This window comes from Marinobacter sp. KM021, assembly GCF_050707965.1.
In the GTDB taxonomy this organism is placed as follows: Bacteria; Pseudomonadota; Gammaproteobacteria; order Pseudomonadales; family Oleiphilaceae; genus Marinobacter; species Marinobacter shengliensis.
Genome location: NZ_CP136129.1, coordinates 4,496,874 through 4,517,288, shown reverse-complemented (window position 1 = coordinate 4,517,288; position 20,415 = coordinate 4,496,874). Strand labels below are relative to the sequence as shown.

14 protein-coding genes are annotated in these 20,415 nt (G+C 56.1%); 1 reads left to right on the top strand and 13 read right to left on the bottom strand.

Annotation, left to right across the window (positions count from 1 at the left end):
* Window positions 1-122: 122 nt before the first annotated feature.
* The 12 genes from RVM24_RS21100 to RVM24_RS21045 form a co-directional block, all read right to left on the bottom strand.
* Window positions 123-491 carry a PilZ domain-containing protein gene (locus RVM24_RS21100; protein ID WP_072678321.1) on the bottom strand — a complete coding sequence of 123 codons (369 nt, stop codon included), beginning with the start codon at window positions 489-491 and terminating at the stop codon, window positions 123-125.
* A gap of 286 nt (window positions 492-777) precedes the next feature.
* Entirely contained in the window at window positions 778-1,842 is a 1,065-nt protein-coding gene (gene hemE / locus RVM24_RS21095; protein ID WP_431474709.1) for a uroporphyrinogen decarboxylase, read from the bottom strand.
* A gap of 125 nt (window positions 1,843-1,967) precedes the next feature.
* A complete protein-coding gene (locus RVM24_RS21090) occupies window positions 1,968-3,386 on the bottom strand; it encodes an FAD-dependent oxidoreductase (RefSeq protein WP_431474708.1) in 1,419 nt (472 codons plus the stop codon).
* A 78-nt stretch (window positions 3,387-3,464) separates the two neighbouring features.
* Window positions 3,465-7,913 carry a glutamate synthase large subunit gene (gltB, locus tag RVM24_RS21085; protein ID WP_431474707.1) on the bottom strand — a complete coding sequence of 1,483 codons (4,449 nt, stop codon included), beginning with the start codon at window positions 7,911-7,913 and terminating at the stop codon, window positions 3,465-3,467.
* A gap of 178 nt (window positions 7,914-8,091) precedes the next feature.
* A complete protein-coding gene (locus RVM24_RS21080; RefSeq protein ID WP_431474706.1) occupies window positions 8,092-9,495 on the bottom strand; it encodes an AAA family ATPase in 1,404 nt (467 codons plus the stop codon).
* Between the two features lie 43 nt (window positions 9,496-9,538).
* Window positions 9,539-10,627 (bottom strand): 3-dehydroquinate synthase, encoded by a 1,089-nt coding sequence (gene aroB / locus RVM24_RS21075; protein WP_374787610.1) that lies wholly within the window; start codon window positions 10,625-10,627, stop codon window positions 9,539-9,541.
* A complete protein-coding gene (gene aroK, locus RVM24_RS21070; RefSeq protein ID WP_374787609.1) occupies window positions 10,602-11,186 on the bottom strand; it encodes a shikimate kinase AroK in 585 nt (194 codons plus the stop codon). The genes aroB and aroK overlap by 26 nt, the downstream gene beginning before the upstream one ends.
* A 123-nt stretch (window positions 11,187-11,309) precedes the next feature.
* Window positions 11,310-13,412, bottom strand: coding sequence for a type IV pilus secretin PilQ (gene pilQ / locus RVM24_RS21065; protein WP_374787272.1), 2,103 nt, complete (start codon window positions 13,410-13,412; stop codon window positions 11,310-11,312).
* Window positions 13,413-13,430: 18 nt separating this feature from the next.
* Window positions 13,431-13,973 carry a pilus assembly protein PilP gene (locus RVM24_RS21060; protein WP_058090085.1) on the bottom strand — a complete coding sequence of 181 codons (543 nt, stop codon included), beginning with the start codon at window positions 13,971-13,973 and terminating at the stop codon, window positions 13,431-13,433.
* A gap of 2 nt (window positions 13,974-13,975) precedes the next feature.
* On the bottom strand, window positions 13,976-14,587 hold the full coding sequence (locus RVM24_RS21055; RefSeq protein ID WP_431474705.1) for a type 4a pilus biogenesis protein PilO: 612 nt from the start codon (window positions 14,585-14,587) through the stop codon (window positions 13,976-13,978).
* Window positions 14,587-15,150, bottom strand: coding sequence for a PilN domain-containing protein (locus RVM24_RS21050; RefSeq protein ID WP_431474704.1), 564 nt, complete (start codon window positions 15,148-15,150; stop codon window positions 14,587-14,589). The genes RVM24_RS21055 and RVM24_RS21050 overlap by 1 nt, the downstream gene beginning before the upstream one ends.
* Window positions 15,150-16,214 (bottom strand): pilus assembly protein PilM, encoded by a 1,065-nt coding sequence (locus RVM24_RS21045; protein ID WP_431474703.1) that lies wholly within the window; start codon window positions 16,212-16,214, stop codon window positions 15,150-15,152. The genes RVM24_RS21050 and RVM24_RS21045 overlap by 1 nt, the downstream gene beginning before the upstream one ends.
* A gap of 238 nt (window positions 16,215-16,452) precedes the next feature.
* On the opposite strand from RVM24_RS21045, the gene RVM24_RS21040 reads away from it, so the two are divergent.
* Window positions 16,453-18,981 carry a penicillin-binding protein 1A gene (locus tag RVM24_RS21040; protein WP_374787275.1) on the top strand — a complete coding sequence of 843 codons (2,529 nt, stop codon included), beginning with the start codon at window positions 16,453-16,455 and terminating at the stop codon, window positions 18,979-18,981.
* Window positions 18,982-19,073: 92 nt separating this feature from the next.
* Here the strand turns inward: RVM24_RS21040 and RVM24_RS21035 are convergent, their stop codons facing one another.
* Entirely contained in the window at window positions 19,074-20,339 is a 1,266-nt protein-coding gene (locus tag RVM24_RS21035) for a malic enzyme-like NAD(P)-binding protein (RefSeq protein WP_061332389.1), read from the bottom strand.
* Between the last annotated feature and the right edge of the window lie 76 nt (window positions 20,340-20,415).

Below are 20,415 nucleotides of genomic sequence, written 5' to 3'. Positions count from 1 at the left end.
TCCATGTGCGCTTCGCTCCGGCCATCCATGGCCTCCGAGATTTTTTGAAAGGCGCTCCAACACTGCCCTCTCTATCCTCAGTGCAATCCGCACCTCAAACGAAAAGCCTCAGCGCGCCCTCGTCAGTCAATCAGATGCGCAAACTCCCGCTCCAACAGCGCCTGATCCCCAAGATTTAACTCAACCAGCCGCTTCAAATGCGTGGCACTTTCAAGATCAATATACTGACACCGAAATCCCAGCCGATGATCCTCCACGTGCTTCAACTCCACCGCCATCACAATCGCAGCTTCATGTTCATTCAGGTGAATCACCACCTCACAAGGCTTGTTCAGCGGAACCTTCCAACCTTCCGGCCGCTGGACCAAAACGCCCTTCAGGGAAATATCCAACACCTCGGTTGACCACACCTGATCCTGACAATGCAGCTCACAGGGCGCATCGAAACTGATTCGATGGAAACGGCGTTTTTCGGATGATTTGGTAGACAAGGGGCAGCTCCGGCTCGATGGTCATCAACCTCTATGACTATAGACCGGACATAAAAGGGAGTACAGCGTGGAGTGGTTAGCGAGAGCTTCGCTCCCGAAGGCTTAAGATATTCCCGAAACGTTGGACTGCGGGGTGGCGATAGGGCCTCCAAAAAATCTCGGAGGCCATGGATGGCCGGAGCGAAGCGCTCAGGGATGAGCTCGTAGCGTTTTTTTGGAGGCCCTATCGCCACCCTGCCTACTCCACAGCCCGCAGGCTAGGAGTAAACAAAGCACAAACTCGAACCTATTGGTGATACTGCCCGCTAAGCTCAACAACCGCCTCTATAAACGCCCCAGCATGCTCCGGATCCACATCCGGCGTTATCCCATGCCCCAGGTTGAAGATATGCCCAGACCCCGAGCCATACCGCTTCAGGATATCCGCCACTTCCTGGCGAATCCGCGCCTTCGGCGCATACAACATGGCCGGGTCCATATTGCCCTGCAGGGCAACTTTATCGCCCACGCGAGCGCGGGCATTGCCAATGTCCGTCGTCCAATCCAGGCCCACGGCGTCGGCGCCACAATCAGCAATGGACTCCAGCCACTGACCACCATTCTTGGTGAACACAATCACCGGCACCCTGCGGCCTTCGCTCTCGCGAATCAGACCATCAACAATCTTCGTCATGTAACGCAGGGAAAATTCCTCGTAGGCCCAGCTGCTCAGCACGCCACCCCAGGTATCAAAAATCTGTACCGCCTGGGCACCGGCCTTAATCTGGCCGTTGAGATAGTCGATCACCGAATCGGCCAGATGGTCCAGCAAGCGGTGCATCACTTCCGGCTGGCCGTACATCAGTTTCTTGGCTTCAGAGAAGGTCTTGGAGGAGCCCCCTTCAATCATGTACGTGGCCAGGGTCCAGGGGCTGCCGGAGAAACCGATCAGCGGTACCCGGCCGTTGAGTTCGCGGCGGATGGTGGAGACTGCGTTCATCACATAGTCCAGATCCGACTCGGCATTCATCTTCGGCAGGGCGTCGACGTCGGCTTCGGAGCGAATCACCTTGCGGAATTTCGGACCTTCGCCGGTTTCGAAATACAGACCCAGGCCCAGGGCATCAGGAATGGTCAGAATATCGGAGAACAGGATGGCAGCGTCCAGCGGATAGCGCTCCAGCGGCTGCAGGGTAACTTCACAGGCCAGCGGCGTGTTCTTGCACAGGCTGAGAAAATCACCGGCTTTTGCCCGGGTTGCGCGGTACTCCGGCAGGTAGCGGCCCGCCTGGCGCATCATCCACACCGGGGTGCGGTCTACAGGCTGGCGCATCAGGGCGCGCAGGAAGCGGTCATTCTTCAGCTCGGTCATAACGTATCCCGTTCTCGTCGGTAAATGGTCAGAGATAATGGGGAGCAATGATACCCCGTTTATACGAATAAAAAAGGGCGGCTTACCCGTAGCAAGCCGCCCTTCTGACTCTGATCAACTCAGAGTTATACGTCGAGGTAGTCCAGAATGCCTTCCGCAGCCTGGCGACCTTCCCAGATGGCAGTGACCACCAGATCTGAGCCGCGCACCATATCACCACCGGCGAAGATCTTGGGGTTGCTGGTCTGGAACGGGAACTCGGCTTCCTCCGGCGCTGCAACGCGACCGGAATCATCGGTGTTCACCTCGTGTTCACCAAACCAGTCAGCGGGGCTCGGCCGGAAACCAAACGCCACCAGCACCGCATCGGCAGGAATGACTTCCTCACTGCCCGGCACGACCTCAGGGCGGCGACGGCCGTTTTCGTCCGGCTCCCCCAACTGGGTAGACACAACCTTAACGCCCTCAACACGGTCTTCACCGATGATGGCGATAGGTTGCCGGTTGAACAGGAACTTCACGCCTTCTTCCTTGGCGTTTGCGACTTCCCGGCGCGAACCCGGCATATTGGCTTCATCCCGACGGTAGGCACAGGTGACGCTCTCCGCCTGCTGACGAATGGAGGTGCGGTTGCAGTCCATGGCGGTATCACCACCACCCAGAACCACCACGCGCTTGCCCTTCATATCAATGAAGTCTGTCGCTTTTTTCTCGAACCCCAGACGGCGATTCACGTTGGAAATAAGGAACGGCAGAGCATCATAAACACCCGGCAGTTCCTCTCCCGGGAAGCCGCCCTTCATGTAGGTGTAGGTGCCCATACCCATGAACACCGCATCGAATTCCTCCATGATGCTCTTCAACTGGACGTCTTTACCCACCTCAGTGTTCAGACGGAATTCCACGCCCATCTCCTCGAACACCTTACGGCGCCGGGACATCACGGACTTTTCCAGCTTGAACTCGGGAATACCGAAGGTCAGCAGACCGCCAATTTCAGGGTAACGATCGAAAACCACCGCCTTGACGCCATTACGCACCAGGATATCGGCACAGCCGAGGCCTGCGGGCCCGGCGCCGATAACGGCCACTTTTTTATCTGTCCATTTCACATTGGACATATCAGGCTTCCAACCCAGCGCGAAGGCCGTGTCGGTAATGTATTTTTCCACCGAACCGATGGTTACCGCGCCGTAGCCATCGTTCAGGGTACAGGCACCTTCACACAGGCGATCCTGTGGGCACACCCGGCCGCACACTTCCGGCAGGGAGTTGGTCTGGTGGCACAACTCCACGGCCTTCATGATGTTGCCTTCAGACACCAGCTTCAGCCAGTTCGGAATATAGTTGTGTACCGGGCATTTCCACTCGCAATAGGGGTTACCGCAAGCCAGGCAGCGGTGAGACTGAGACGCCGCATGGGTTTCGGTAAACGGGTGGTAGATCTCACCGAATTCTTTCTTCCGCTTTTTGGCAGGCACCTTCTTCGGGTCTACCCGCCCAACTTCCACAAACTGAAAGTCATTGTTGAGACGTTCTTTCATGTTGCTACTCTCATCAGCTCAATTTCGACGGGGGCTGCGCCCGTTGGCGCAGCCCATCAACCTTTGCGTTGCCCAGCCTTATTCCGGGCGGGCACGGGTGCTGGCCAGCAGGCTGCGCAGGTTCGCAGCCTTTGGCTTCACCAGCCAGAAGCGGCCGATGTAATCGTCGAAATCTTCAAGTAGGTGCTCCGCCCAGGCGCTTCCGGTTTCGGAAATATGCTCCCGAATCACACCACGCAGGTGATTCCGGTAGGCTTCCATGTCTTCCCGCGAAATGCGCTGGATCTCAACCAGTTCGTGGTTGTACTTGTCCACGAAGGTGTTATCCAGGTCCAGTACATAGGCGAAGCCGCCGGTCATGCCGGCTCCGAAGTTGTAGCCGGTGGACCCCAGTACGGTCACCAGGCCGCCGGTCATGTATTCACAACAGTGGTCCCCGGCCCCTTCTACCACCGCATGGGCACCAGAGTTACGAACCGCAAAGCGTTCACCGGCTGTGCCAGCGGCAAACAGCTTGCCCCCTGTCGCGCCGTACAGGCAGGTATTACCCACGATGGATGTTTCCTGGGTTTTGAAGTCGCTGCCGCGGGGCGGTTTAACAACCAGCTTGCCGCCAGTCATGCCCTTGCCCGCGTAGTCGTTGGCATCGCCTTCAAGAATCAGGTTCAGACCACCCACGTTCCACACACCAAAGCTCTGGCCTGCGGTCCCGGTAAGATCCAGGGTGATCGGCGCATCCACCATTCCCTGGTTACCGTACTGCGCTGCAATTTCGCCAGACAGCCGCGCACCAATGGAGCGATCGCAGTTGGTAACCTTGTAGCTCCAGGCGCCGCCGGACTTCTCGGCGATAGCTGCAGCGGTGTCTTTCACCATCTGCTCCGCCAGGCGGCCTTCGTCGAACGGATGGTTACGCTCAACCTGACAAGTCTGGGGCTTGTCCGCCGGGATGTGATCATTCTGCAGCAGACGGGTCAGATCCAGCTTTTTCTGGCGCTCGGTATTGCCCGGCAGGCGCTCAAGCAGATCGACACGGCCAACCAATTCCTCAAGACTGCGAACACCCAGTTTGGCCATCCACTCGCGAGTTTCTTCCGCGACAAAACGGAAGAAGTTCATGGCCATCTCAACGGTGCCCTTGAAGTGCTCTTCCCGCAGGTAATCGTTCTGGGTAGCAACACCGGTGGCACAGTTGTTCAGGTGACAGATCCGCAGGTATTTACAACCCAGGGCCACCATCGGCGTAGTGCCGAAGCCGAAGCTTTCAGCGCCCAGAATGGCTGCTTTAACAACATCCAACCCAGTCTTGATACCACCATCAGTCTGCAGGCGAATCTTGCCCCGCAGGTCATTTGCCCTCAGGGCCTGCTGGGTTTCGGTCAGGCCCAGCTCCCACGGCGAGCCGGCGTAGCGAATCGACGTCAACGGGCTGGCCGCGGTACCGCCATCGTAACCGGATACGGTAATCAGGTCGGCATAGGCCTTTGCCACACCGGCGGCGATGGTCCCTACACCAGGCTCAGACACCAGTTTCACCGATACCAGAGCTTCCGGGTTCACCTGCTTCAGATCGAAAATCAGCTGCGCCAGATCCTCGATAGAATAGATATCGTGGTGCGGTGGTGGCGAAATCAGGGTCACACCCGGCACGGAATAACGCAGGCGAGCGATCAGATCATTCACCTTGCCACCAGGCAACTGGCCACCCTCACCGGGCTTGGCACCCTGGGCGACTTTAATCTGCATGACATCGGCGCTTCGCAGGTATTCTGCGGTTACACCGAATCGGCCAGAGGCAACCTGCTTGATCTTCGAACGGCGATTGGTGCCATGGCGGGCAGGGTCTTCACCACCCTCACCAGAGTTAGAACGGCCACCCAGGGTGTTCATGGCCACCGCGAGCGCTTCATGGGCCTCCGGAGACAAAGCACCCAGGGACATCGCCGCGGAATCAAACCGAGGGAAAATATTCTCTACAGGCTCAACCTCGGAGAGATCAATCGGCTTGATATCCTTCTTGAATACCAGCAAGTCACGCAGGGTAGCCACCGGGCGCTCGTTCACCAGGCCGGCGTATTCCTGATAGTGGCCGTAATCGCCACTGATCACGGCATCCTGGAGCTTGGCAACCACATCCGGGTTGAACGCATGGTACTCCTGGCCGTGAACGTACTTGAGCAAACCACCCTGGGAAAGGGGCTTGCGGGGTTTCCAGGCCACGGCTGCTAGCTGTTCCTGATCCTGCTGGAAGTCAAAGAAGTCCGCGCCCTGAATACGGCTGGGCACCCCCTTGAAGCACAGATCCACAACCTTATCGGCCAGACCGATGGCTTCAAACAGCTGAGCACCGCGATAGGAGGTGATGGTGGAGATTCCCATTTTCGACAGGATCTTCAACAGGCCCTTGTTGATGCCTTTACGGTAGTTGTTCTTGGCTTCAATCGGATCCATCAGCAATTCGCCGGTGCGAATCAGATCGTTAAGCACCTGGTAGGCCAGGTACGGATAAACCGCAGTGGCACCAAAGCCGAACAGTACGGCGAAGTGATGGGGATCCCGGGCCCAGCCAGTTTCCACAATGATGTTGGAATCGCAGCGCAGGCCCCGCTCCACCAGGTGGTGGTGCACAGCACCGGTCACCATCATGGCGTTCACAGGCAACTCGCCTTCCACCAGGTCTTTGTCGCTCAGAATCAGCAGTACCTTACCGTCGCGGACCGACTTTTCAGCCTCATCGCACATCCGGCGAACCGCTTCGTGAAGGCCCTCCTCCGGTCGGTAGCTCATGGCAATTCTGGCCACTTCAAAGCCCGGGCGATCGTTATTGCTGAGCTTGAGGAACTTGGCCGGCGACAACACCGGGGTTGTCAGAATAATCCGGTTGGCGTGTTCAGGGGTCTCCTCAAAGACGTTTTGCTCCGCACCCAAGCAGGTTTCCAGCGACATCACGATGGTTTCGCGCAGCGGGTCGATAGGCGGGTTGGTGACCTGGGCAAACTTCTGGCGGAAATAATCCGCCACATGCCGCACCTTGCTGGACAGCACCGCCATCGGCGTATCGTCACCCATGGAGCCCACAGCTTCTTGCGCGCTTTCAGCCAGCGGGCGCAACACCTGGTCGCGCTCTTCAAAGGAGATATTGAACATCTTCTGATGAACCAGCAGTTCGTCCGGCTCCATCAGTTTGAACTCAGGGGTGGCCTGGTTCAGCGTGGTTTCCACCCGCAGGGCGTTGTCTTTCAACCAACGCTTGTAGGGCTGCGCGGTTTTCAGGCGCTGGTCGATGTCTGCAGTGTGCAGCACCTCACCAGACTCGGTATCAATCGCCAGCATCTGGCCCGGGCCCACACGGCCCTTGGCAACCACATCATCCGGCGTGTAGCCGTAGGTGCCCACTTCTGATGCCAGGGTAATAAAGTCGTCCTTGGTGATGACCCAGCGAGCCGGGCGCAAGCCGTTACGGTCTAGCATACACAGAGCGTAACGACCATCAGACATAACCAGGCCTGCAGGGCCGTCCCAAGGCTCCATGTGCATGGAGTTGTATTCATAGAACGCCCGCAACTGGGAATCCATGGTGTCTACATTCTGCCAGGCCGGTGGGATCATCATCCGAACGGCACGGAACAGGTCAACACCACCAGCCAGCAATATCTCCAGCATGTTATCCATGCTGGATGAATCCGAGCCGGTCAGGTTAACCAGCGGCTGCAGGGTTTGCAGGTCTGGCAGGTTCGGTGAACTGAACTTGGCCGCACGGGCGATCGCCCAGTTACGGTTGCCGTCGATGGTGTTGATCTCACCGTTATGAGCCAGGAACCGGAACGGCTGGGCCAACGGCCATTTGGGCATGGTGTTGGTGGAAAACCGCTGGTGGAACACACAGATGGCGGTTTGCAGATCCGGATCACCCAGATCCTTATAAAAGTTGGCGAGATCCGCCGGCATCATCAGGCCTTTGTAGGCCAGGGTGCGATGCGACAAGCTGCAGATGTAAAACTCAGAGTCTTCCGCCATCTCCCGCTCAGCATGGCGGCGACCAACAAACAGCGCAACGGCAAACTCCTGCTCGGTTTTTCCGCCCGGCTCAACAAAAACCTGCTCAATCCTGGGCAGACAATCCAGGGCCATCGGCCCCAGGCAACTGTCGTCCACGGGCACTTCTCGCCAGCCCATGATTTCCAGCCCCTGATCGACGAGATTTTTCTCAACCGCAGCGCGACCGGATGCTGCCTGGCTTTCGTCCCGGGCTAAAAAAACCTGGCCGACTGCAAATAAGTCTCCAGGTTTTTTCCCGAACGCCGCCTGAGCAGCTTTGTAGAGGAAGGCCTTGGGACTTTGAATAAGAAGCCCACAACCATCACCGGTTTTGCCATCGGCTGCGATGCCTCCACGGTGGGTCATGCAAGTCAATGACTCGATGGCCGTTTGCAACAGCTTATGGCTCGCCTCGCCCTTCATGTGGGCAATCAGGCCAAAACCACAGTTGTCCCTGAACTCATCGGGATGATACAAGCCTGTTGTCATAAGCGTTCTCTCGCGTGTAAATGCTTTCTCGCCAGCCCGAAGCGCACCAAATTAGTGCGCAAAACGTACTGACACCGAAAAAAAGGGGGAAGCGATTTTACACACGTGAAACTACGTATACAATTTTTTTCGCTGTTTTACCGCTAGAACAGGACAAAAATGCACCGTAACGGTGCACCTAGTAACTTTCGAAGGATCGCACCCAGGGTTCTGCAATTCCCAAAGCAGAGGGCAACCGTCCAGAAGCTTCCCGGGCGGATTCTCGACCTGGATACTCACCATATACCAACATAAACCAGGGCTGACCCTGACGCTCTCCGAGGGTATAGCTCAAATTGGGGTTGTCTGGCTGGCGATCAAGAACATTCAGAATTGTGCGCTCCTGATGACCAGCGACAAGCTGGAGAGTCCAGCCTTCACGTTGTTGCAACTGCGCCAACGGCACAAAGTTCTTCGGTCTTGCAGGAGTGAACGCTGGCTCTGGCTCTGGCTCTGGCTCTGGCTCAGTTTCGGCCGCTGCACTGACGTCTGTCAACGCCAGGTTTTCCGGTTCCTGCTGGCGCGGTAACTCTGGCGGACGTAGTGCATCAGCGGGAAGTGCTTCACCCGCGTCTCGCGCCGCTTCGGGCCCTATGGTAATACTCCTTCGAACAGTTTCTTTCGGAGTCTCCAATCCACCTGAGCCAGCGACCGATTCATCGTATTGTCGTGCCACGAACCACCATGACACCAGTAATATCACCAGTGCCAAGGCGGGCCAACGCAGTGAAGCAAGGGGAGGCCAGCTACGGGCTGCAGCGCGGCTCTGTGGTGCAACCATGTCGAGCCAGATACCCGGTGCAACGCGTTTCAGTCGGCCGAAACTGCCCTGACTCAAAGCATGAAGCTGCTTTAGCCGTGATGAAGAAAGCAACTCTTCCTTTCGGCCACCAGCGCGGTGAACCCGGGGCTCAAGGAAGGCGAAAATCTCGTTTCGACTTAACGGGGGAAGACTGATGTGGTGGATGTGAACGGCAAGATCTTCCGCCCGGAACTGATCCTGCAACCCTTCGGCACCAGAGAATACCAAAGCAGCGGCCAGCGACCGGTCAGCCGCAAGAAATCCGGAGAGTAAAAGATTCAATAACTCCGGAGCTACCCGATCGGCATCATCCAGAATCAACACCAGCCGCTGCCCACGTTGAGCACGCGCCTGGGACCACCGGAAAAACTGGTAAACCAGCTCCCGAGGCTCCGAATCCGCAGGTACACCTGAACGGGCGATTTTCCGGAGATCCCTGGCCAGTGCCTGGGCGCTCGTCAAAGCTGCCGTGGGGATACGATGAAAATCGAGCCGGGCTGATTCACTGCGAACCAACTCCGTGAGTATCCGCGTTTTGCCAGCACCTGGCGCTCCCGTTACCAGCAGCGCCATATCCCCGAAACCGCAGAGGTGACGCAATGACTCCAGTGCATGGTGGCGCATGGCGTCCGGGAAGAAAGGCGTCTCCATCTCCAGCGGATTATCCCGCAAGCCGTAGCGTTGCTGGAGGCGGGGAAACAATCCACCACTGTCTATCGCATTCAGGTTATCCTGGGTCACAACTCATCCCTGCCCGTTGCTCAATCACCGCGTGATTCGATGATTAATCGATAAATTCCAACAAGGTCTTCCTGAGGTTATCCGGCTGGGTATCAGCGGTTACAAAGGCATCCCCCAAGGCTCGCATCAATACCAACCGGAGGTTGCCATCCACATTCTTCTTATCAACGGCCATCAGGGACATGAAATCATCGGGCGTCATGCCTTTCGGGGCCCGGTCAGGCAATCCCGCCCGGCGAATCAACTCTACCGCTCTCTGATGATCCGCCGCACTGATCATACCCTCTCTCAAAGACAAGTCAGATGCCATCATCATCCCGGTTCCAACCGCCTCGCCATGGAGCCAGTTGCCATAACCCGCGTAGGTTTCGATCGCATGGCCAAAGGTATGACCAAGATTCAGGATGGCCCTCAACCCCCCTTCCCTCTCATCGGCGGCCACAACGTCTGCCTTGCATTGGCAGGAACGAAAAATGGCCTCTCCTATTGCTTCGGGCTCCAGCCTGACCAACGCATCGATGTTGATTTCCAGCCACTCCAGAAAGGGTACATCGCGAATCAGGCCGTACTTGATAACCTCCGCAAGCCCAGCCGACACTTCCCTGGGAGGAAGCGTGGTCAGGGAATCGGTATCAATCAGGACAATGTTGGGCTGATGGAATGCGCCAACCATGTTTTTGCCCAAAGGATGATTGATTCCGGTTTTACCACCAACGGATGAATCTACCTGCGAAAGCAGAGTCGTGGGCATCTGGATAAACGGCACGCCCCGCTGATAACAGGCCGCTGCAAACCCTGCCATATCGCCGACAACGCCACCGCCCAGGGCAGCAAGCGTTGTTTTCCTGGAGTGCCGGCACTCCAGCAGCCGATCGAATATCAGGTTAAGGGTCTGCCAATCTTTGAACTTCTCGCCATCCGGTAGCGTGACCACATCAACCGATTTTCCGGGGAAGCAAGCCTTTGCACGCTCAAGGTATAAAGGTGCAACCGTCTCGTTGGTGACAATCATCACCTGACTGCCGGAGACCCAGGGTGTCAGATCATAGCCCCCCAGCAACCCCTGACCAATAACGATGGGATAGCTGCGGTCACCCAGCTCTACTTTAAGCTCTTTGAGTACCTGGTACATGTTGACGACCTTCTTTCCGTCTCTGCCGTTTATGTCTTGGGGTTTTCGGATTGATTCGATTTACCAGCTGGCGCACCACCAATCGTGGACTCTTTCGATCGGTGAACATCACGATATCAGCGAGCTTGGTGTATAGCGGATCCCGGACTGCGAACAGCCGTCTCAACACACCCTCGGGGTCATCGTTCTGAAGTAAGGGGCGATTTCGGTCTTTTCGAGTGCGCTCTACCTGCTGCTCGATCGACGTTTTGAGATAGATCACCACGGCATTTTTCCGCAATAATGCGTGGTTTTCCGGGCGCATGACCGCACCACCTCCGGTCGCCAATACCGTTCCCTGCACTTGTGAAAGCTCATCCAGCATAGCGGTTTCGCGCTGCCGGAATCCGTCTTCTCCCTCGACATCGAATATCCAGGGAATATTGGCTCCGCAACGCTCTTCGATTATCCGGTCTGAATCAAGAAAACGATAGCCCAGCTCTTTGGCGAGCATACGGCCAATCGTACTTTTTCCGGCTCCCATCGGGCCGACCAGGACAACACGTTCGGGCAAAGACATAATTTCCGCTCAACAGGGTTCAAGCGCGTGAGAATAGCACAGGGCAAGACATTCCATAAGCCGGAGGCCGATACAAAGAAAAAAGCCGCCGGGGTTAGCGGCGGCTTTTTATGTGCGGAGCGATTACTGAATCAGATCGTTTTTGATGATCTTGGGTGTGATGAAGATCAGCAACTCGCTGCGCTCGTCAATGTGCTCCGTGCGCTTGAACAGGCGACCGAGGTAGGGAATATCCCCTAGGAACGGCGTCTTGGTGGTTTGTGTTGCCACTTCCGACTGGAAGATACCGCCCAATACAACTGTTTCGCCGTTAGCAACGAGAACCTGCGTAGTGACCGAGTTGGTGTTGATGGAAGGGATCCCCTCCGTAACCTCACCTCTGGAGTCTTGGTTGACCTGGAGATCCATAATAATCTTGTCATCTGGGGTAATTTGAGGAGTTACCTCCAATGACAGTACCGCTTCTTTAAACTCAATATTAGTCGCACCGCTGGAAGTAGCTTCCTGGTATGGGATTTCCTCACCAGACTTGATTGAGGCAGTCTGACGGTCAGCTGTCACGACCCTTGGCTGAGAGACTACTTCTGCTCGGCCATCACTTTCGAATGCAGTAAGCTCAAGATCGATCAGGAAATCAGTTCCTATGTAGCCGAAGGCAATTGAAGAACTACCTGCACGACTTACACCCAAATCAACATTTAGGTCGGAAGGCAGACTTAGAGAAGGATTAGTGATCGAAGGGAGCCCACCTCTCGAACCTCCAACGACGAGGTTGTTGTCACCACCATTCACACCTCCACGTCCTTCAGCGCCCCAGCGTACACCAAGATCCTCTGCAATATTGGTCTGGGCACGAACAATACGGGCCTCAATGGATACTTGACGGACTGGCACATCCCAAGTGCTTACAAGTCGACGAATCTCTTCCAGCTTCTGCTGCGTCTCACGAACGCTAATCGTGTTGGTGCGGACGTCTGAAGAGACAAAGCCACGAGAGGATATCAACTCTTCATCCGCACGAATCAGCGCCACAATATCTGCCGCTTTCGCGTAGTTCACCTGAATAATATCCAGGCGCACCGGCGCCAGTTCGGCGATTTGCTTGCTGGTCTCGAGCTCAAGCTTTTCGCGGGCGGCGATTTCCTCTGCCGGAGCCACCAGCAGAACGTTGCCAATTTGACGCTTGTCCAGCCCCTTGGTCTTCAGAATAAGGTCAAGCGCCTGATCCCAAGGCACATTCTGCAGGCGCAGGGTAATGCTACCGCCCACTGTGTCACTGGCCACCAGATTCAGTCCGGTAAAGTCGGCAATCAACTGGAGCACCGAGCGGACTTCAATGTCCTGGAAGTTAAGTGAGAGCTTGTCGCCGGTGTATGGGAACTTCTCTTCGCGACGGGTCTCCGCCTCTTCTTCAGTGAGTTGCTCGACACTAACCGTAAATTCACGACCTGACTGATAGGCGATATAGTCATAATTGCCTTCAGGGCGAATCTCAACCACCGCATTGCCGTCCTCAACGAAAGTATCGATCCGGGTAACAGGAGTGGCAAAGTCTGTAACATCAAGACGACGACGAAGATCTGAAGGGACATCCAGCCCCGGCATGGTCAGCCGGATGCGACCAGCCTGCTCAGACAGATTCACCGCCGCAGAGGCACTTCCAAGATCAACGATGACGCGCCCCTCGCCTTCCTTGCTCCGGCGGAAGTCCACGCCTGCAAGGGCATTGGAGGAGGCAGCGGCCGTCGATCCTGACTGGCGCTGCTGGGAAGCTGCCGCAGTGGCCGTAGCTCCACTGGCGCCGCCAATAGTCATGACCAGCGAATTGTTTTGACGAACTGTCTCGTGGGGAGTCAATTCCACCAGATTGAAGATCAGCCGAGTGCGATCTTTGGTTTCCACCACGGTCACGCTTTGCGCATTGCCGGACCCAAGCGGAATACTCCGCTGGTTAAGCCCACTGGTGGTGTCCTTGAGGTCCACAGCGATGCGCGCCGGGCGCTCAATCGTGTAACCGGTTGGCTCTGGCGGCGGTCCGTCGAATTTCATGGTCACTTCCAGGCGCTCTCCCGGCAGCGACGAAAACGACACGTCTTCCAGCGTGACCGCGCTGGCCAGGCTGGTCCATAACCCGATGGCGATCACGCCCACGCAGACATTGAGTTTTTTGAACATCGCTAGCCTCGACCTTAAACCATTTTGTTCGTGCATGTTTTTTTCGTTCATCCTTTATCGCTCCCGGCCTTATCCTTCATCCAAAGACAGGGAACGTGGGCGCTCGACCCAGCCACCCCGGCCATTTGGAACGATTTCAATCAATTCAATGCGGGTTTCACTGATGCCGACAATCCGACCGTAGTTCTGCCCCATATAATTTCCGTTTCGTACCCGGTGAATGCCGTTGTTACCATCCCGGATAAGCGCAAACAGGCCGCCGTCGACACCCTGCAGCGTGCCGACCATGGTCAGCGACTTAAGATCAAAGTTCTCAAGCACTTCTCTCGGCCGGTCCAGATCTGGCTCGACGTCACTGACCGGTTCGTCGTCCACCATGGTCAACTGAACGTCAACAGGCGGCTCAAAGGGGGCACGACGATCGGCTGCTGAATAACTGAACGCCTCATAAGCCTTGAACTCTGGCAGGGGCTCTACGTGCCCCCGGGGCTTGGCCCGGGTATCGGCCATGAACTTGTCCAGATCCGAGAAACCGTTGCCCTGGGAACAAGCCGTCAGCAAAGACGCCAGACACACACCCAGCCAGGCTTTTCCCGCATGCTTTCCTGTCATGCTCACTCTCCAGCCCGGTAGCGGTAGGTACGCGCAACAACTTGCATATCAAGCTGTTCGCCATCACCGCCAATTGGTTTTATGGTTAAATCGTGCAGCGTCACAATCCGCGGCAGACTTGCCACACTACTAACAAACGTCGCCAGCTCGTGATACGAACCGGATACCCGGATATTGATCGGCAGCTCCGAGTAGAAATCCCGCCGCTGTTCAGGCTGTAGCGCTACTTGTTGCAGAGACAGACCACTACCCAATGCGGTATTGGTGATGTCTTCCAGCAGGCCTGGCACCTCAGTCTCGCTGGGCAACTGGCGCACCAGCGCGCCAAACGTCTCTTCCATCTCAGCCATTTGGGCCTTGAACACATCAAGGTTGGCCACCTGATAGGCCTTACGCTCATATTGCTGCTTGAGTTCCTGCTCGGTGCGCTCGGCCCTTTCCAACTGAGCATACTGATCTTTGATAAAGAACCAGTATCCGCCGCCAAGAATCAGGCCAAAGATAATCAGAGCAACAATGGCTTTTATCGGTGCAGGCCAGATACCGGCATTATTGATATCGAGGTCGTTGATATCAAATTCGTTCAAGCTCTTGAGTGAGTCCGCGAGGCTCATTAATTATCCTCCCCTTCGGGCTCTGGTGTCTGCTGCTGAACAGACAGGTTGAACTGGCTGTAACCTGCACGACGAGCGTCGGCTGCAGCCACATTGGTGAGATTGGGGTTGGTGAACCAGTCCGAGTCTTCAAACTGGCGCATCAAATCGGAAATGCGGCTGTTCGACTCTGCCATACCCACGATCTCTATGCGTTCTCCCGTCCGCTTAAGATCGGTGTAGAAGAGGCCGTCCGGCAAGGTACGTACCAGCTCATCAAATACCCGAACGATGACCGGGCGAGTACCCTGCAGATCCTGGATCACCTGCATTCTCGCCAGCAGCTCATCGCGCTGGCGCTTGAGGTTCTCGATTTCCTTAATCTGCTGATCAAGCTGTTTTGTAGCAGTTTCGATATAGGCATTCCTGGACTGCTGATAGGCAATCCGGCTGTCAAGATCGGATTTCCAGAGAAACGCCAGGCCGGCAGCGACAATGGCTGTGCCAAGTATCATGACCACAAACTGCTTCTGCTTCTCTGCTCGCAGTTCCTCACGCCATGGTCTGAGGTTAATCTTTGCCATCAGTCGAAACTCCTCATTGCCAGGCCGCAGGCAATCATCAACGATGGAGCATCATTGCTCAGGGCTGATGCATTCACCCTGGAACCCACGGCCATGTCGGCGAATGGATTCGCAACCAGGGTTGGCGTACCGGTCTTCTCCTCCACCATCTCGGTCAGGCCCTGAATGGATGCCGTACCGCCTGCAAGAACGACGTAATCAACGGCGTTGTACTGGCTGGCACCAAAGAAGAACTGGAGGGCGCGTGCAACTTGCTGCACAACCGCTTCACGGAAGGGGGTAAGGACCTCCGGCTCATAGTCGTCCGGAAGCCCGCCCTGTTTCTTCGCGAGACCGGCTTCTTCAAGTGATAAGCCGTAGCGGCGCTGAATTTCCTCGGTAAGCTGCTTGCCCCCGAAAATCTGCTCTCGGGTATAAACTGTCTTACCCTCAGCCAGCACACTCAGCGTGGTCATGGTTGCGCCGATATCGACGATGGCAACCACCAGCTCTTCGCCCTGGGACTCCAACTGGGGCTCGATCAGTTTGTACGCCCTTTCCAGTGCATAGGCCTCGACATCGACAATCTTGGTGGTCAGGCCGGCAATCTCGAGAGCGTCCTCACGGATATCCACGTTCTCTTTTCTGCACGCAGCCAGCAGCACGTCGACCTGGTCCGGATTCGTCTCAGACGGGCCCTGCACCTCAAAATCGATGGCTACCTCATCCAACGGATACGGGATGTACTGATCAGCCTCAAGGGCGATCTGGTCTTCCATCTCGAATTCGTTGAGGCCGCCATCCATCTGGATGACCTTGGTGATAACCGCAGAACCGGACACAGCCACGGCAACCTGCTTGACGCTGGTACGGGATTTAGAGGCCACTCGCTTGAGCACCTCACCCACCGCTTCTACATCAGTGATGTTTTTCTCGACAACTGCGTTGGCCGGTAACGGCTCAACCGCATAGCTTTCAACCTTGTAACGGTCGCCATGCCTTGACAGTTCCAGAAGTTTGACCGAGCTGGAGCTGATATCCACACCCAGCACCGCACTGGATTTTTTTCCTAGCAATCCGAACACGCGCTCACCCTATACCTGGTTTAATGCACCCGGCTAAGGCGCCTCTGAACCAATCCCTCATACGGCAATCATGACAGAGACGCTTTATGTGTTTTTTATGTAAGAGAATTCTTCAAGTTTTCCGTCTACAATGCAGGCTCTTTGTTATTCAAGAGATCTTGCATTCAGGGAAGCAACTCAACCTTCCTAAAGCAATTTCTCAAATAATAGACCTATATCCAACTGTTGTCAGAAAAAAATGTCTCATTTGCTGCGCACATCTCGTGTTTTCGCCTGGTTCCTGCTCACCGGCCTGAGTGTCGCCATTATTATCGCCTCGGCCTTCTATTTATACCTTCGGCCCGGCCTGCCTCCTGTTCACCAGCTGCTGGACGTAAAACTTCAGACGCCGCTTCGGGTATACAGTGCAGACAACAGATTAATAGCAGAATTCGGCGAAAAGAGAAGGGCACCGATCACAATCGAACAGATCCCTACAATTCAGTTACAAGCCTTTCTGGCCGCGGAAGACGCCCGTTTCCACGACCATTTCGGAGTCGACATCAAAGGGTTGACGCGGGCTGCCATCGAACTGGTGTCCACCGGCAGCATCCAGTCCGGCGGCAGTACGATCACCATGCAGGTTGCAAAAAATTACTTTTTGTCACGCGACCGCACCTTTATTCGTAAGTTCAACGAGATACTTCTGGCTCTTCAGATCGAACGTGAACTTGATAAAGACAAGATCCTGGAGCTGTACCTGAATAAGATCTACCTGGGCAATCGCGCATACGGTATCGCCGCCGCCGCCCAGGTCTATTACGACAAACCCGTCAACGAGCTCACCCTTGCCCAGATGGCCATGCTGGCTGGACTGCCAAAGGCGCCCTCTGCCTACAACCCTCTGGCGAACCCTGAGCGAGCAATGATACGTCGTAACTGGATTCTTGGAAGAATGCGGGATCTCGGCTACATCACACAGGAAGCCTGGTCCGAAGCAACCAATGCCCCCCTCACCGCCACCTATAATATGCGTGAGGCAGAGGTAGATGCGGATTACGTCGCCGAAATGGCTCGAACCGAGATGGTGCGTCGCTTTGGTGAAGCCGCCTACAACGACGGCTACAGCGTGACACTCACCGTCGATGGAACCAAACAACAGGCGGCAACGGAAGCCCTTCGCACCGGCCTTGAAAACTACGATCGGCGTCACGGCTTCCGTGGCCCCATCGGCCAGTTTGACGTTGCCGGTATGTCTACAGCAGAGCTGTCCAATCAGCTACTCAACTACCCGAGGGTAGAAGGCCTCATCCCTGCAGTGATCACCTCAGTCAACGATGATGAGGGCGCAGCAAGGGTTCACACCCGCCACCTCGGCCCGGGAAAAATGGACTTCGAAACCATGACCTGGGCTAAGCGATACCGCACAGAGAACCTGACAGGACCAGCCCCGGAGAAGCCATCCGATGTCGTTAATGTCGGCGACGTGGTCTATGTGAAGGTAACGCAACTGCCGCAAATTCAGGAGCAAACCCCTGAAACCGACGGCAACGAGCCTCGGCTTGAACTGCAGGTTGCGCTCTCTCAGGCCCCAAGAGTGGAAGGCGCAGTGATTTCCCTGTCGGCGAAAACCGGCGCCATTGAGGCCCTTGCCGGCGGCTACAGCTTCAGCCAGAGTAAATACAACCGGGCAACCCAGGCGAACCGCCAACCGGGGTCCACATTCAAGCCATTCCTGTATCTCTCGGCACTGGAGAGCGGCAGAACACCCGCCACCATCTATAATGACGCCCCCATCGTTTTCGAAGACTCAGAACTCGAAGGCGCCTGGCGCCCCCAGAATTCATCGGGCCAGTTTTATGGCCCAACGACACTCAGGGAAGGCCTCTATCGCTCGCGCAACCTGGTTTCAATCCGGCTGCTGAGAGATCTGGGCATTCGCCAAACACTGAACTATCTGGATCAATTGAAGATCCCGACCGCCAACATGCCAGCCAACTTGTCTCTCTCCCTGGGGGCAGGCCAGCTCACGCCAATGGAGCTGGCGCGCGGCTTCGCCGTTATCGCCAACGGCGGCTATGACGTGGAACCGTATCTGATTAAAACCATCCAGGAACCGGATGGCACCGTTGTCTACGAGGCACCTGAAACCGTACTTTGCGACAGCGACTGCGAACAGCAACTGACAGATAACGCCAGTGAAGGCCCACTCACAGAGAGCAACAGCGACACACCGGAAACGGATGGCATTCTGTTGCCGGCAAGCGCTCAGCAGTCTGCGGAAAAACGCGTGATGAAACGCCTGGCCGACGAACGCTCGGTTTATATCATGCACACGATTCTTCAGGACGTGGTCCGTCGCGGCACTGGTCGCCGCGCACTGGCACTGAACCGCAAAGACCTGGCCGGTAAAACCGGCACCACAAACGAACAGAAAGACACCTGGTTTGCCGGCTTCAATCACGACGTGGCAACAACCGTATGGGTGGGCTTCGACCAGCCAGCCCCCCTCGGCCGTCGGGAATTTGGCGCAAGCACAGCTCTGCCAATCTGGGTTGACTACATGAAAACCGCCATGCAAGGCGCACCGGAATCAACCATGGCAAGGCCCAACGGGATTGTGAGCATTCGCATCAACCCCAGAACCGGCGAACGGGCACGCCCTGGAGAGGATGGCACCTTTGAAATCTTCAAAGAGGAAGACGCCCCAGCGCCGCTATCACAGGACACCAACGGCAACGGGTCTGGCGCCAACGACTCTGACAGCCTGCCCGGACAGATTTTCTGATCCGACGCAGCCGAGCCCAGCAATGGGCAGACACAAAAAAAACCGGCGGGATCTCCGCCGGTTTTTTTTGAGGCCCAACAACTACATCCAGATCAGATGATGTCGTCCATGGACTTCAGCGGGTAGTGCGCCGGGTAAGGATTGCGCGCCACACCAGAGTCTACGGCAGCACGGGCAACCGCAGCAGGCACTACGTCAAGCAGACGAACGTCCATCGGCTTGGGAATAATGTATTCCTTACCGAACTCCAGGCTGTCGACACCGTAAGCGGCGCAGATTTCCTGGGGCACGGGCTCTTTAGCCAGTTCACGAATAGCATGAACCGCTGCCACTTTCATTTCCTCGTTGATGGCGGTTGCACGAACGTCCAGCGCGCCACGGAAAATGAACGGGAAGCCCAGAACGTTGTTCACCTGGTTCGGATAGTCCGAACGGCCGGTTGCCATGATCAGATCATCGCGGGTAGCCAGAGCCACTTCCGGACTGATTTCCGGATCCGGGTTGGAGCACGCGAATACGATCGGGTTCGGAGCCATCTTCGCCAGCTGCTCAGCGCTAAGCAAGTCCGGACCAGAAAGACCCAGGAACACGTCAGCACCGTCAATGGCGTCATCCAGTGTGCGCTTGTCGGTTTCGTTGGCGAACATCGCTTTGTACTGGTTCAGATCGTCACGACCAGAGTGGATCACACCCTTGCGGTCGAGCATGAAAATGTTTTCAGAGCGAATACCGCAGCTGATCAACAACTTCATGCAGGCAATGGCAGCCGCACCGGCGCCCAGACAAACCACCTTTGCCTCTTCAATTTTCTTACCCTGCAGCTCAAGGGCATTGATCATGCCAGCTGCAGTCACGATGGCAGTACCGTGCTGGTCATCATGGAAGATGGGCACGTTGCACTTTTCAATCAGCGCACGCTCAATCTCGAAGCACTCCGGTGCTTTGATGTCTTCGAGGTTGATACCACCGAAGGTATCTGCGATACGCTCTACAGTTTCAATAAACGCTTGCGGGCTTTCGGAATTGACTTCGATATCGAACACGTCAATACCAGCAAAGCGCTTGAACAGTACGCCCTTGCCTTCCATTACCGGCTTGCTTGCCAGGGGGCCGAGATTACCCAGACCCAGGATCGCAGTACCGTCAGAAATCACAGCTACCAGGTTGCCCTTGGCCGTGTACTTGTATGCGTTCTCGGGGTCCTTCGCGATCTCGCGGACCGGTTCGGCAACCCCGGGGCTGTACGCCAGGGAAAGGTCGCGGGAAGTCTGGGTTGGCTTGGTGATTTCAACACTCAGCTTACCCGGCCGCGGTTTGGCGTGATATTCAAGGGCTGCTTCTTTCAGATCTTGAGACATTGCCACTGTTCCGTTTGTCACGTTTAAAGGTAATAACCGCCGGGGCTCGCCCAACGGAGCGCGACATTATGGCGCG

Bases quoted from the DNA above. Each gene is read 5' to 3' on its own strand.
- hemE (WP_431474709.1), bottom strand. From the start codon at position 1,842: ATGACCGAGCTGAAGAATGACCGCTTCCTGCGCGCCCTGATGCGCCAG.
- pilQ (WP_374787272.1), bottom strand. From the start codon at position 13,412: ATGAACGAAAAAAACATGCACGAACAAAATGGTTTAAGGTCGAGGCTA.
- aroB (WP_374787610.1), bottom strand. From the start codon at position 10,627: ATGTACCAGGTACTCAAAGAGCTTAAAGTAGAGCTGGGTGACCGCAGC.
- RVM24_RS21040 (WP_374787275.1), top strand. From the start codon at position 16,453: ATGTCTCATTTGCTGCGCACATCTCGTGTTTTCGCCTGGTTCCTGCTC.
- RVM24_RS21090 (WP_431474708.1), bottom strand. From the start codon at position 3,386: ATGAAAGAACGTCTCAACAATGACTTTCAGTTTGTGGAAGTTGGGCGG.
- RVM24_RS21060 (WP_058090085.1), bottom strand. From the start codon at position 13,973: ATGACAGGAAAGCATGCGGGAAAAGCCTGGCTGGGTGTGTGTCTGGCG.
- gltB (WP_431474707.1), bottom strand. From the start codon at position 7,913: ATGACAACAGGCTTGTATCATCCCGATGAGTTCAGGGACAACTGTGGT.
- RVM24_RS21050 (WP_431474704.1), bottom strand. From the start codon at position 15,150: ATGGCAAAGATTAACCTCAGACCATGGCGTGAGGAACTGCGAGCAGAG.
- RVM24_RS21035 (WP_061332389.1), bottom strand. From the start codon at position 20,339: ATGTCTCAAGATCTGAAAGAAGCAGCCCTTGAATATCACGCCAAACCG.
- aroK (WP_374787609.1), bottom strand. From the start codon at position 11,186: ATGTCTTTGCCCGAACGTGTTGTCCTGGTCGGCCCGATGGGAGCCGGA.
- RVM24_RS21055 (WP_431474705.1), bottom strand. From the start codon at position 14,587: ATGAGCCTCGCGGACTCACTCAAGAGCTTGAACGAATTTGATATCAAC.